The sequence below is a fragment of the Pelodictyon clathratiforme genome (genome assembly GCF_982375515.1).
Genome location: NZ_OZ455102.1, coordinates 250,353 through 263,640 on the forward strand (window position 1 = coordinate 250,353; position 13,288 = coordinate 263,640).

The following is a 13,288-nucleotide window of genomic DNA, read 5'->3' on the forward strand; positions in this document are numbered from 1 at the left end:
CATACATTACGGAGCACTACGGAGTTTGCGGTGTTGTCATCTCCCGCAATAAAACAAATGTTCAGCCTCCGAGCACTCCTGCCCGCTTAATCCAAGACGTTTTGCAAGAACTTTCCACTCTTTCACAATCTCGCACACTTCACGGACAATTATCCCGGCACGAGCGCGATTGATTCGGTAATATTCGGCAGTCGCAATCGCAACCTGAAAATCAGGCTGACGGTTATAGAGATCAAGTGACAGCACATGCTCTGCTTTTCTGAACGAAGGATTCATGTCGAAAGCAGGTGCCAGTCGCCATCCTGAAGGGGAGCGTATGAAGCCGTGATTGCGCAGATGGTCATCGCGGTTTGCCGTGGCGATGTTGAACACCACTCTTGTGAACAGCTCTTCGAGGTTACGTGCGATGTGATCAGCTTCACCGTAGGTAGAGAGAAATTCTGCAATCTCCAGATAACTGGCATCGTCGGTGTCGGCATGGTGAAGCATGGTCATGGCCGAGGCAAAAAAACGGCGATGGTTACTGGTTCGGTCAAATCGCTGCACCAGAAAGGTGTGGTATCCTTTACCAATCTGCATGAGGCGAGCTTCGGGAACGGTAATATGGCATTGCTGTGCCAGCTCATGCAGCAGCTTTTCCCAGAGGGCAACATCGTAGTCATCGTCAGCAGAGGGGAATTTGGCAATCCAGAGAGCGCCATCCTCATCAACCAGATTCGCTTTGGGACGAGCGCCGCCAAGTGACGAACCGGGGGCAACAAGAACGTTCAGCCACTCTTTGATTTTACCGAAGTCATCCTGCTTTTTTCTGGTCAACTCAAAGGCCATCTCCTGCAACTCAGCAATTTTTGCCACCGGTGGAGCAGATAACGCCTCGTTGGCCAGATAGAGCGATTCCCCGGGGTGGCTGAAACGCAAGGCACCCATGCGCGTGCAGTCCTGAACTCCCAGCAGAAAATCCCAGGGGGCAAGCGTTCTCGGTGTACGCTCCTCCTCCTTTGCCTCAATCGCCTCCCTCCGTTTCATCAGGAGTTGTCCCCAGCGATCGGGACATGAATCCATGAAGACTCCAAAATTGGAGCCTCCCGGAAAGAAGTCGCCCGCCGAGAGATCAAGCTCCGGATCAAGTGGAAATGCGTTGACCTGCCTGAGCCATGCTGGATCATAAACAAAACGGACTGTACCCCGAGCCCCACGCGAGAGTGTGCCTATCTGCTGGAGAGGTCCGAATGCCGGGTCGTCAAGCCACACCAAGAGCTGCTCCTCTTCACGCTTCGCCATCACTCGCTCCTGCTGGCGTTTTTTTGCGCGGTGCCCTTCTTCGTTGGGGAAGCGATTCATCCTGCAGGCGACGGCCCAAAGCGTCCTCTTTGGCGATCAACGACAAATCCCCAAGCAGTCCGAGAACACGAAGCACCTGGATGTAGAAGCCGACAGCGACCGACGGGTCACCATTCTCAATTTTATAGAGCGTTGGACGAGAGAGGTTTGCCCTGGCGCAGACGGTCTCCATGGAAAAACGACGACGAAGCCTCGCATCCCTGAGGCGCTGCCCCAGAGCCTCCATCTCTTTCGCCGAAGCGGGGTATAGTGGTGTGGCTCTGTTTGTCATAACGATAACGTTTGCTTTTATTATAATGATAATTTGTGAATTAACATTGCGGTTAGATAGTTCCAGGCGATGAGCATATCGTGTATGGTCTTGTCCTGAGACTCTTTGTTAAAGCCAAACCAGTACTTTTTTACTGTATTTGCTGATAGTTTAGTGTACCGTTTTCAGTAGACCGCGCCAAGAGCATGGTTCGCCAGTTGGATCATCGCTGTGAACAATAACGAAGAGTTGTTTGCCCGGCTTTTTGATGATGAGGGCCCTGATGGTGTGGCGTATGCCGATGCTTCACTTTGGAGAGGAACAACCACTTTTGCATCGGCAACGGTGATGTCGCTTGATGCTAAAGGGGAGTCGATGGTTGTGAAGGTTGCTGCGCCCAGCGAGGCATTTTTTGTTTATTATCCGCTGCGGTAGAAAGGTGAAGATTGATGGCCGCTATGCTTTAATGGTGAAGGTGAACGGGCTGTTGCGAGACCTTTTGGTGCCGAGTGGCAGCATGGAAGTGGGGTTTTATTATGATCGAAGCGGCTTTGAGACTGGGCGTTAGGTATCGCTTGGTGCTTTTGTGGTGGCGGTGTTGATGGTGGTGGTGGGAATCGGCTGGTAGGTTTTGAGAAAGTCTTGGGAGTCGAGAATTCCGCGTGGTTATCACTAAAATCCTTGTTTTGGTTTGAATTACGGTACCATGTTATTTATCTTAGCTCTCAGCAGATATTGAAAAAGGGCTATTCGCGGATTTTAATGGGAATAGAGTAAGAAAGAGTTTGTAAGGTGTAATATTGATTCATCGAATGAGTCAGAATGGATCCCTATGATGAAAGACAGGTGTATGAAAATATGCCATAGAAACAGCATCTTTGACGATTTAAGCAAGAATAAACTGAAGCGATAACAAGATGTAAAAAAATGAGATGCAGCTTTTAATAGCCTCGTCAAGGGTCTTTATCAGCTTCGAAAGCTACCGAACAAAGGCATTATTATATCGTAGCAATCTTAACCTTCCTACTGTATTATGAAGTATTATGGTTTCACTGCAACCCACTAAATTATGCGGAGAGCCAAAAAAAAAGTTTATTTGATAGGGGAAAGTATTGAATGCAAAACGTGAACGCTGACCCCCCTGATAATCAAACATCTTTTAAAAGAAGTATAATGCCAAATCGAACAAAAGTTTTTATTAGCTATAGCCGTCAGGATAAACGTTGGTTAACTGAAGTAAAAAAATACTTGAAGCCACTTGTTAGAAATGGATTGGAACTATGGCACGACAATTGTATCGAACCTGGCGATAGATGGGAAGAAAAAATTGAGCAGGCCTTATATCAAACAAAAGTTGCAATTCTTCTTATAACCCAAGATTTCTTTAATTCAGATTATATAGAAGCCAAGGAACTTTCGCTGCTTTTACGTGCGGCTAAAAATAACGAGGTGACTATTATTCCGTTGTATCTAACGGACACTTTCTCCACTAATGAAGAATTATCGCGTATTCAAGGAATCAATGATCCTAAATTTTCACTTGATAAATTAGTTGAATCTGAGCAAAAAACTGTTTTGGTAAGTTTGAGTGAACAGATTAGAAATCTATTTAGTAACTCAACACAGATTGGTTTTGGTTCTTGGGAAGAGCAACGAAAACCCGAAAGGAATTCAGAACCTGTTCGCGTGGCGCTTATTGCAGTTAATTCTCCTACGCATCATTCACTCTGGAATGCATTAAGCGTTGGGCTCTCCGCATAATTTAGTGGGTTGCAGTGAAACCATAATACTTCATAATACAGTAGGAAGGTTAAGATTGCTACGATATAATAATGCCTTTGTTCGGTAGCTTTCGAAGCTGATAAAGACCCTTGACGAGGCTATTAAAAGCTGCATCTCATTTTTTTACATCTTGTTATCGCTTCAGTTTATTCTTGCTTAAATCGTCAAAGATGCTGTTTCTATGGCATATTTTCATACACCTGTCTTTCATCATAGGGATCCATTCTGACTCATTCGATGAATCAATATTACACCTTACAAACTCTTTCTTACTCTATTCCCATTAAAATCCGCGAATAGCCAAGCGTTGAAGTGTTATCCGGAGATTTGCGGGGGTATTTCGGAGCCAAGGTTTCAGTTGTTGTACAAAGGGTCGATCGTGATCGAGACATTTCTTCTTGCATCAAGGAGATACAAAATCATAAGCCTGATATTATTGGATTCTCTATAGGTCTTGGCTCATTGGAACTTGCAGAATCGCTTTACAAACAGTGTTCAGACATTCAACTTTGCGGAGATCAAGCGCCGAAACTTGTACTTGGGAATAAAATCCCGTCTTATTACCCAAAAGATTGCATAGATCGATTTCCTAAAGCTGCTGTTGTTGTTGGAGAAGGAGAATTGGCTCTACGTGACTTGGTAGAAGTGGTACGTGGGAACATTTTAATTAAAAAGGTATCCAATCTCGTCTATAAATTAGATAATGGTGTTTTGGAGCAAAACAAGTCAGAAGAGGCTCCTGACCTTAAAGATCTTGATTACCCACCGTCGGTAGATACAGTTCCTGAAATCGTAAAGCGAGGAGGAAACGCACTTGTCCAAGCAAGTCGTGGATGTCCTTGGTCCCAATGTGCTTATTGTACAATATTTTCTTTTCGTGGGGGCAAGCGTTGGGAGTCCTTTTCGAACGAGAGAATTATAGCAAATATAGAATTGCTTGTAGCTCAAGGGATTACCGAAATTGAATTTGCCGATGATGAATTTCTTGGCGGTCGAACTTCAGTAAGGATTAGGCGTTGTAATATTTTGGTAGAAGCATTTCGAAAAATACGTGAACGTGTTAAAGATTTTTCTTTTCGGATTTTTCTTGAGCCGTCTACAATTTATCGAAGTAATGATATTAGTGGTAATGAAGATATTAGAAAATTGCTTCAAGAGCTCAAGTCTGTCGGACTTGAAAGAGTATATATTGGAGTTGAAAGCGGTTCGAATAAACAGCTGGAGAGATATAAACGCGATGGTAGACTTGATGTTATAAAAGGAGCCATCAAAGTTCTGACAGATATTGGTATAGATATGGATGCTGGTTTTATAATGTTTGACACTTTTGCCACATTGGAAGAACTTCAAGACAATATAGTATTGTTTCGTTCCTTACCAAAAGGTTCGAATACTTGGCCTTTTCGACCCCTTGCCATCAATGAGGGGTCTGATTACCTGAAGGATTGTATTAAATGGAACGTGAAGCTTACAAAGAATCTCTCTTACATGAGTTATACCTGTGATTACTTTGATCCAAGTGTTCGACTTATTGCGCAAACAATAGACGCTGTTAGCTTACATACTCGCACTCTTTTCTACGCATTAAAACGTGGTAGTACAATGTACTATTCTGATAAGAAAAGAACGGATTCGATACGATTTTGCCAAGAATACGTTAACAGAAATAGTGATATATATATCGATTTATTAGAAGAATTGGTGTTTTCTGCTCAAAAAGGAATTTTGGATACTGCCAATTTAATAATCGAGGCGGAAGAAAAACTTAAAAAACTTGTTGCTGAGGTAAAGAAAAGCGTTAAAGATGTCTTGATAGATGACCCTGACTATTTTCTTCATGATGAAATAACTCGTATAGAGTCGTTACATGTTTTGATTGATGTACCACCAGTAGCAACATTTTCTGCAAGTTCTTTACGTAGAATCGTTATCGTAGATCTTGATCATACACTTTTTGATTCTACTGCAGTACGTCGAAAGTGTGCCGAACAAGCCATTAAAGAATTGGGACTCTCAGAAAAAATAGAAAATGAAGCACTTGATCTTTACTGTCGATGTATTTATGATAACTATGCCGACTATGAACTAAACAAATTTCCAGATTTTCGTGTTGTATGGAATACAGCGGAGTCATACAGGGTTTTATTGGCTCTCATTGAATTGGGTATTCATCCTCAAAACTATCAAAAAGAATCTGAAAGCCAGGGCTTTTATTTAAGATTGAGGGGTATGATTGATGATATTTATCAACAATATTCTAGCAAAATTAAAAAGGCACAAGATATTTTCTGGAAAACACCTATGGTTCTATATGATTATGCAATAGAATTTTTAGATAATTTAAAAAATGATTCTCAATATAATTTAATTCTCGCGTCGGAAGGTGATAATATATGTCAGGGTAGTAAAATTAAATATTTAGGATTAGATAAATATTTCGATAGTGATCATGTAAAAATCACGGGGAAGGCGTTAGCTGCAACTTCGCTAAAAGTAATGGCTGAAAGAGCTTATAAGGAGATTCAAAAAAAGATTTATATTTCGCGCAAGTCTATGTTTGAATTAAATATAACAAATACAGAAAACGATAATTTGAAGAATGAAATCATAGCCAAGGTGAAATGGTACTATAAAATCTTGGAAGTAATCGACTGGATTGTTTTATATGCACTTTCTGTATACACTAAAAATAGAATAGTTGATCGGCTTAGTGTTTTAGAAATTGCAAATAGTCAGATCGAGATGCCTGGTGATAAGGTTCAGGTTCTTATGATTGGAGATAGATGGAGCGATATGGAGCCATATACGCATCTGTGTAGGCAACTTCATACAGTCCAGATTAGGCAAGGGCCATATATGAATGAAACCATCGGAAAAGCTGATTATTGTGCAATAAACCTCCAAGAGATAGGTGTGTATCTATCAAAATCTGATACATGGGTAAAAATATTACCTATGGATATCGAAAATCTACCAGAAAAGGGTATGATTGATATGGATAAAAATATTTCTAGGGAACTCAAAACACTTTCGCGTACAAAAAATTTGAAAGCTGTCAGGTCTCTTGCTGGAGAAATATGTCGCATGCTTAATATTAAATAAATAGAGGGAGCTTAGAATGGGTGAATGGAAATGGAATAGTAGTTGCGAGATATATCGTAGCCCGTGGATTCGATTACGAGAGGATAGCGTACTTCGGCCAGATGGAAAACCGGGGACTTATGACGTCGTTGAAATGAAAGGTGGAGTAGGGATTGTTGCGTATCGTGGCAATACCCATATTTGTCTTGTCGGGCAGTATCGCTATGCTCCTGCTTGCTATTCATGGGAAATTCCGAAAGGCGCTTTTGAGGGTTTCGGAATGACAGAGGACCCTTTGGAGACAGCAAAACGGGAGTTAAAAGAAGAGACCGGTCTATATGGAGGGCGGTGGACTTCTCTTGTTTCTCTACACACACTAATGGGTTCAACAAACGATCTGGTACATCTTTTTACAGTAGAGGATCTAACCGAAGGTCCTACGGAAATGGAGGCGACTGAAGATATTACGGTTCGTTATGTAACGCTTTCGGAATTTGACCAAATGGTTTTTGATGGCTTAATTACGGATGCTACCAGTATCGCCGCTGTGGCAATTGCTCAGAAAAACTCGATCAGGTAATTCTTGATCTCATTCCGACACCAGTAAGATGATTGATTGGGAGTATAACGATTCTACGGATGGCAATGCGTGCCGTGAGCATCACCAGTTGCGCCAGTGGCCGCCTTGCCTTGTCAATGTTTCCAAGCTTCTCTTTATCTGGTAAATGCAACTGTTGACAATTTTCAATAGAAATGCGCCATGTAGTTTCCATAGATATAGAATTGTTGATATGACAACAAGAAAATAACAGACGAAGCTAGGAATTAGCTCAAACCCTAAGACATCTATTCTATTGATTTCACCTTTTATTCTGAGCGATATACTCAACAAAATAATTGCTGGAAATGCCGCAGTATACAAAAACCAAATCCATTTCGAAAAAAGTGGATACTTTTCAAGGTAAGATTTACCCTCCCTTGTAAATACTCGTGTTCCGCCATACCTTCCGCTCAATACGTCTTCCAAGTGATGGATATAGTCATATTGACGTTCAATTTGAACTACTATTTGAAAATACTTAGAAGATGCACCAAATAGCAATAGCCATAGCAGTGCTCCAAACAGATTAGAACCCTTATCGACGATAACGCCAACTTTATTATTTATGATTTGGGTTAAAGCTCCATTTACAAGTGCAGTTGATGTGACCTGCAAAGAGAAAAATGCAAGAATGATCAGTAGAGCATAAAATAGGATGTCGCGCTGTTTTATGCTGGCAAGATGAATTTCATAGGTATCTTTGTAATGTGAGCAAAGATTATTGAACTCTGCTTCTCCCAGAGATTTTCCGTCGTTATTTAGCTGCATCGTTCAGTGTCTTGATTATTGACTATAGGGAGACGATGTTATTTCTGCATCTTGGACTGCGGGATTGTTTACAGAACACTCATCCTGATCTATTTTATGTCTAACGTTCAACAAGCCCGAGGATTGCTGCGAGCTTCTCGGCGATGGCAACGAATGCTTGGTCTTGCTCGGGAGCGGGTAAGCTTGATAATGGTTTCTCAGGTGGATGTGCCGACTGGAATTCACTGATCGGGCTTTGCCTGTATGAAGAGGAGCGGACAGGAATCCAAAAGATCGTCACGCCATCAGATTCAGCCGCCTGAAGCATTTTCGGTAACTCGCTGTTTGTAATGAAGTCGGAGTTCAAGAAGTTTTCTGATACGAGAAGTACGGCCACCTTCGCCCGATGAAGTGCTTCTTGGATACTTCTGCGCCATTTCTGCCCGGGCTGTATGTTCTGGTCACTCCAGATCTCAACGCCATGGTTGCGTTCGAGCCACGAAAGGTGAACGCGTAGCATCTGTAACCAGTGGTCACCGTCGTTATGAGCGTAGCTGATGAAGATCCCCTGGCGTGGAACGCGCCTATGCCAGACCTGGAGGATACGCATCAGAAGTGTGTTATAGCCAGCTTCGGTTGCGATGTCAGTGTAGCTGGCGCCGTGGTTTACAGGTGGCATTTGATCCCTGTGGTAGTGTCCGAGACCGATCAGAATGAATTTCTCTGGTCGTTCGGACGACTCTCGATTGATCGCATACCAGTCCCACCAGCGAAAGGGAACGTCGTGTTGCCGATCGATTCTGGTAGTTTCGTTCAGTTGAGACCAGTCAGACCATTCGCCATTGAACATACGGTGCGCGGGATCCGAGTAGGCATACTCGGGCGTGCAAAAGAGCAATACTGAATCGGCTTCTGCGATCTGCTGAGCCGACCAAGCAAGCCAAGGATCCTGAGGATTGCCAGGTATTGGCTGTGGCTGAGAAAAGCCGTGGAGACCATCGCGAAAGTAGATATCAAGTCTGACATCTACACCATCGTTGCGTAAACGATCGGCGAGTTCTCTCACTCTGGGATTAGGCACGCGACCCCACCGGTTCTGTACCGGATCGAATTCGTCGATCCAACTATAACTGATGAATACTACTGCCATCGCTTCTCTCCTTTATCTCTTTACAGTGCCTGGACTGTCTTTCTAAACCCTATATTATAATCAGATTGATCTGCCTAAACTGCGGATTTTTGAATTGTAACCCACATAACGCACCGTATGTGCACGATTCAAAACAGCGCGACTCTTATATGCGAAAAGCAGTTAAGAAAATTAAATTGAGTTTATTTCTGCTTCTTGTATGGATCAGCATAAAGGCACTCACGACGCCCTCTTTTGCAGATCAAGAACCAAGACAATGTACGCATGGATTTGAATTATTCTTCGGTTGACAGCGTGTTTTTTTAACCTATTGATGAATGAACTTGACATTGTTGAATATTCCGGCAAAATTGTACCACCATTTTCTGGCTTGATTTGCTGTTGGAAGCTACATAAAATTTGCGGCTAACGCCATGATAATGGTATTCCAACCCTCTTTTCATGCCCATTATTAATTGAACCCCGTCCAACTAAAGGCAAAATCTCGTATTATACAGGCTGTAGTTCAAAAAACGACAGCTTCCATTCGTTATCGTTACCGTAACTACTGAAATTGCAACCAGTTCAAGGTGCCCCACAGCACAATATCGGTCATAAATCAGCCTTGTCATTATGCTTCCAACCGTAAAGGATATTTGCCAGCTCAATGAAGGAGCGCTGGAGATAAGAATCAGCGACAGTATCGAGCGAATCGACAATGACTCTATTGACGCTGCGGCTGGCCAGCTCTTCCTCAAGCACTCTTACCTGACCAACGGGATGAAAGAGTTGGTGAATGAGGGGTTTAAGCGGCTTTCTGGCTCTTCAGGTGGTCGGCCTGTTTTCCGATTGAAGCAGGCAATGGGTGGAGGAAAGACCCATCTGATCAAAACGATGGCGTTTCTTGCTCGCCACCCGAAGCTCCGCACGGAATTTTTTCCTGAAACTTCCTCCCGTTATGCATTTGGCGCGGCTCAAGTGGCCTTTTTCAATGGTCGTGAGCAGCCTAATGATTATTTCTGGGGGAGAATTGCGGCGCAGCTTGGCTCTGAAGGTTTTTTTAAAGCGGGGACAGAGTCACCGGGGCAGGAGCACTGGCAGGCTTTGTTTGACAACATAGAGGCTCCGGTTCTCATTTTGCTGGATGAAATGCCGACGTACTTTGGCTATTATCGCACGCAGGCTGTCGGCAGCGGGACGGTTGCGGATATTGCAGGGAGAGCCTTTGCCAACCTGCTTACGGCTTCGAGCGGCAAAAAGAACATCTGTATCATTGTTTCCGATCTGGAAGCCAGTTACGCCGAAGGCACCCAAATTATCAATGCTGCGCTTGAATCATCTCGTAAAGAGCTGAATCGAATAGAGTTCAATATTACCCCGGTTGATCTGTCGGGGGATGAAACCTACGCAATTCTCAAAAAAAGGTTGTTTTCCCGGCTGCCGGATAACGCACAAATTGCCCATATCGCTGAAAGTTTCGGCAAGGCAATAGAGCAGGCGCAGCGCTCAAAAACCATTGAGCAACAGAAATCGCCGGAGCAACTCGCCTCTGAAGTGGAGCAGACCTATCCGTTTCACCCTCAGATGAAACACATTTTTGCCCTCTTCAAGGAAAACAAGGAGTTTCAGCAGACGCGTGGCCTGTTGGAGCTTGCCTCACGGCTGTTAAAGTCGGTCTGGGAACGGAAAGAAAACGATGTCATGCTTATCGGCCCGCAGCACTTTGATCTTTCCATTGATGAGGTGAGAGAGAAAATCATCTCCATCTCACGACTCGACGATGCGGTTGCAAGGGATATCTACTCTTCCGATGGCAGCGCCCATGCTCAAACCATTGATGCAAATGCAGGCAACGACGCTGCGGCTCAGGTTGCCAATCTGCTTCTTGTTTCAAGCCTCTCAACGGCGGTCAATCCGGTTAAAGGCCTTACCCTCTCGGAAACCCTTGAATGCCTCGCCACCCCGAATGCTGATCTGAGTTTTTACCAGCAGGCCTGTGAAAACCTTACAAAATCAAGCTGGTATCTCCATAAATCAGCCGAAGGTCGCATCTATTTTGACAAGCTCGAAAACCTCACCAAGATGCTTACCGGTCTTGCTGCACGAGCGCCTGAACCCAAAGTTTCAGAGCTGATTGCACATCGTCTGCGAGAGGCATTCGAACCAAAAAGCAAAAGAGCCTATCAAAAAGTGCTGGCCCTGCCAAGTATTGATGAAATTGAAAAGGAGGTACAGGTAAACCGCGTCCTCGCAATCATTTCGCCAGATTCAAAATTGCCACCGGAAGAGGTTGGCAAGCTTTTTTCAACGCTTGTACGAAAAAACAATCTGCTGGTGCTCACCGGCGAAAAATCGTTTGAGGTTGGCAAATTGCATGAAGCTGCCCGTCAGGTCTATGCTGTCGGCCAGGCGAATACTACGGGGAAAGTAAAGAAAGGAGACCCGCAATGGGAGGAATTTGAAGATCTTAAAGCGAGCTATGAACATCAGTTCAACAGTGTTGTCAAGTCACTCTTTGACAAGCTCCTTTTTCCTTCGCAACGCCCAGGGCTGGAGCCAAAACTTGAGGCCCGACCGCTGGAGCATACCGGAAATACAACGGATGGTGAAAACCAGATTATTGCAACACTCACCAAAGATCCGGTCAAGCTTTACGTTGATTGGGTGGAGAGTACAAAGTTCAGTGGTGTCCGCAGCCGTATCGAGCGCCTCTTTGAAAATCAGGATGAAGTGGCATGGTCAGATATCAGGGATCGGGCGCAATCCAACTGCTCCATGTATTTTCTTGTGCCCGGCGATCTGGAGAGAATCAAACAGCGGGCTATCACTGAGGCTCTTTGGGAAGACCTGCAAAATGGGTGGATCTCAAAAAAACCAAAACCCAAGGTCTCCGGCGTTCAGGTTCTTCCCCTGGGGCAAATGAATGATGCCGGAAAAATAATGCTGGAGGTGACCGTTCTTAACTCCAATCCTGAAACGACCCATGTTCACTATGCAGAAAATGGAGAGGTTTCGACCGAGAGCCCAAAGCTCAATGACCGGAAGCTGGTAACAGATGCCTTGACCGTGGCATTTCTGGCGGTTGATTATTCGGGAAAAACTGAGACAGGTCAGCCGAAAATTTGGAAAAATGAGCTGAAAATACAGTGGGAGATAACCCCTGAAATTGGAAAGGTACGCACCGTACGTATTCCGGTGCTTCCAAGAGCTGACACTATTCGATATACTCTTGATGGTTCAGAACCCCGGAATGGCAGAGAGTACACTGGGCCCTTTGAAGTTGATAACCAACCCCGCCGGCTTTTGATTTTTGCTGAAGCGAGCGGCCTTGAGAAAAAAGCAGATTACCAGATCGTTTCTGGTGATCCTGGAAGCGGGCGCGGTGTTGCAAAGGAGCCGCCTCTCACGCTGCCCGTACTTTTTCCGGTTTCAAACGGTGTGACACTGAATTCGAGAGAGCTTGTTTTTTCGGCGCTCAACAAGGCAAGTGAGCGAAACGTTGTTTTTGATGAAGTGCAGATCAGTGTGCAACATGGCCAAGCGGCTGGCAGGCTCGACAGAATGGGGCAACCCATTTCAGGCGAAAAGCTGCTGCATCTTTTGAGCGCGGTCATTGATGACTTTTCGCCGACCGCTTCTCTGACGATCCATTTCCGAAATGCCCGTTTTCAGACAGGGCAGGATATGATTGATTTTGCGCAAAAAATCGGGCATCACTACAAAAGCAGCGAATGGCAGGAGGCGTGATGACAAACAGCAACTTGATTGGCCTCGACCCCTCGGCAAAAAAGAGATACCTTGGCTTTGGGGCGCCCTCAGCTTATGGCTCCCATGTTTTCAGGGTTATCGTTCCCGCTGGCATGACCGGTAATATTATTGTTCAGGAAGATTACGGTTATCTCGCTGGTATCAACGGAACGCCCGACTTTGAAATTCGTGCCATGCTTCCCCGTTCAAAATGGAAGCTCGTTGCAGAGACGGCCAAACGCGACTTCAACGCCCGGCTTCGCTCCAAAAAAGTATCAATTTCAACATGGAAACCCCAGGACAATTACCTTGACCGTATGCTTGGCAAAGAGCTTTGTGTGCTTGTCTGGGCCGTTGAACATGCTGCAAATGACGATGAGATAGAGGTTATCTGCCGAAAATGGAGAGCGTTGCGACCCGAAGAACGGTGGTGGCTCTACACGGTGACTGCCGCAGAAGGTGGATTGGCTGAAGATTCCGGCAGGGGGTGGCGCAAGGCTTTGTATCTGGCGCTTTCGGATGGCCAAGCCCAGCCAAAACCAAAGAAAAAAGTTCCTGAAAATGATCCCCGTTCCATCGGTCTTTTTGATTCATTGAGCAATGATTGAGC

Annotated in this window: 10 protein-coding genes; 6 read left to right on the top strand and 4 right to left on the bottom strand. The window is 44.7% G+C overall.

The window, feature by feature from the left end; genetic code table 11:
• Positions 1–36 precede the first annotated feature (36 nt).
• Together AC56AD_RS01290 and AC56AD_RS01295 are read right to left on the bottom strand one after the other, a co-directional pair.
• Positions 37–1,281 (bottom strand): type II toxin-antitoxin system HipA family toxin, encoded by a 1,245-nt coding sequence (locus AC56AD_RS01290; RefSeq protein ID WP_012507098.1) that lies wholly within the window; start codon positions 1,279–1,281, stop codon positions 37–39.
• Entirely contained in the window at positions 1,268–1,612 is a 345-nt protein-coding gene (locus tag AC56AD_RS01295) for a helix-turn-helix domain-containing protein (protein ID WP_223293951.1), read from the bottom strand. Before AC56AD_RS01295 ends, AC56AD_RS01290 begins: the two co-directional genes overlap by 14 nt.
• A gap of 210 nt (positions 1,613–1,822) precedes the next feature.
• Here AC56AD_RS01295 and AC56AD_RS01300 point away from each other — a divergent pair, with 210 nt between their 5' ends.
• From AC56AD_RS01300 to AC56AD_RS01315, 4 genes are all read left to right on the top strand, one after another.
• On the top strand, positions 1,823–2,026 hold the full coding sequence (locus AC56AD_RS01300; RefSeq protein WP_150085546.1) for a hypothetical protein: 204 nt from the start codon (positions 1,823–1,825) through the stop codon (positions 2,024–2,026).
• A gap of 738 nt (positions 2,027–2,764) precedes the next feature.
• Complete coding sequence (locus AC56AD_RS01305) at positions 2,765–3,352, top strand: toll/interleukin-1 receptor domain-containing protein (RefSeq protein ID WP_012507100.1); 588 nt, start codon at positions 2,765–2,767, stop codon at positions 3,350–3,352.
• 333 nt (positions 3,353–3,685) lie between these two features.
• A complete protein-coding gene (locus AC56AD_RS01310; RefSeq protein WP_012507101.1) occupies positions 3,686–6,475 on the top strand; it encodes a B12-binding domain-containing radical SAM protein in 2,790 nt (929 codons plus the stop codon).
• A 16-nt stretch (positions 6,476–6,491) separates the two neighbouring features.
• The gene (locus AC56AD_RS01315) at positions 6,492–7,034 is read left to right on the top strand and encodes an NUDIX domain-containing protein (protein WP_012507102.1); all 543 of its coding nucleotides are present in this window, start codon (positions 6,492–6,494) and stop codon (positions 7,032–7,034) included.
• An 81-nt stretch (positions 7,035–7,115) separates the two neighbouring features.
• On the opposite strand, the gene AC56AD_RS01320 is transcribed toward AC56AD_RS01315, so the two are convergent.
• Positions 7,116–7,823, bottom strand: coding sequence for a hypothetical protein (locus tag AC56AD_RS01320; RefSeq protein ID WP_012507103.1), 708 nt, complete (start codon positions 7,821–7,823; stop codon positions 7,116–7,118).
• Between the two features lie 100 nt (positions 7,824–7,923).
• Complete coding sequence (locus tag AC56AD_RS01325; RefSeq protein ID WP_012507104.1) at positions 7,924–8,952, bottom strand: toll/interleukin-1 receptor domain-containing protein; 1,029 nt, start codon at positions 8,950–8,952, stop codon at positions 7,924–7,926.
• Positions 8,953–9,564: 612 nt separating this feature from the next.
• Between AC56AD_RS01325 and AC56AD_RS01330 the strand changes: the two genes are divergently transcribed.
• The gene (locus AC56AD_RS01330) at positions 9,565–12,678 is read left to right on the top strand and encodes an anti-phage-associated DUF499 domain-containing protein (protein ID WP_012507105.1); all 3,114 of its coding nucleotides are present in this window, start codon (positions 9,565–9,567) and stop codon (positions 12,676–12,678) included.
• On the top strand, positions 12,678–13,286 hold the full coding sequence (locus AC56AD_RS01335; RefSeq protein ID WP_012507106.1) for an anti-phage-associated DUF3780 domain-containing protein: 609 nt from the start codon (positions 12,678–12,680) through the stop codon (positions 13,284–13,286). Before AC56AD_RS01330 ends, AC56AD_RS01335 begins: the two co-directional genes overlap by 1 nt.
• Positions 13,287–13,288: the final 2 nt, after the last annotated feature.

Excerpts from the sequence above, each read along its gene's own strand:
- AC56AD_RS01315 (WP_012507102.1), top strand. The coding sequence starts at position 6,492 with ATGGGTGAATGGAAATGGAATAGTAGTTGCGAGATATATCGTAGCCCG.
- AC56AD_RS01305 (WP_012507100.1), top strand. The coding sequence starts at position 2,765 with ATGCCAAATCGAACAAAAGTTTTTATTAGCTATAGCCGTCAGGATAAA.
- AC56AD_RS01320 (WP_012507103.1), bottom strand. The coding sequence starts at position 7,823 with ATGCAGCTAAATAACGACGGAAAATCTCTGGGAGAAGCAGAGTTCAAT.
- AC56AD_RS01295 (WP_223293951.1), bottom strand. The coding sequence starts at position 1,612 with ATGACAAACAGAGCCACACCACTATACCCCGCTTCGGCGAAAGAGATG.
- AC56AD_RS01335 (WP_012507106.1), top strand. The coding sequence starts at position 12,678 with ATGACAAACAGCAACTTGATTGGCCTCGACCCCTCGGCAAAAAAGAGA.
- AC56AD_RS01330 (WP_012507105.1), top strand. The coding sequence starts at position 9,565 with ATGCTTCCAACCGTAAAGGATATTTGCCAGCTCAATGAAGGAGCGCTG.
- AC56AD_RS01325 (WP_012507104.1), bottom strand. The coding sequence starts at position 8,952 with ATGGCAGTAGTATTCATCAGTTATAGTTGGATCGACGAATTCGATCCG.
- AC56AD_RS01290 (WP_012507098.1), bottom strand. The coding sequence starts at position 1,281 with ATGGCGAAGCGTGAAGAGGAGCAGCTCTTGGTGTGGCTTGACGACCCG.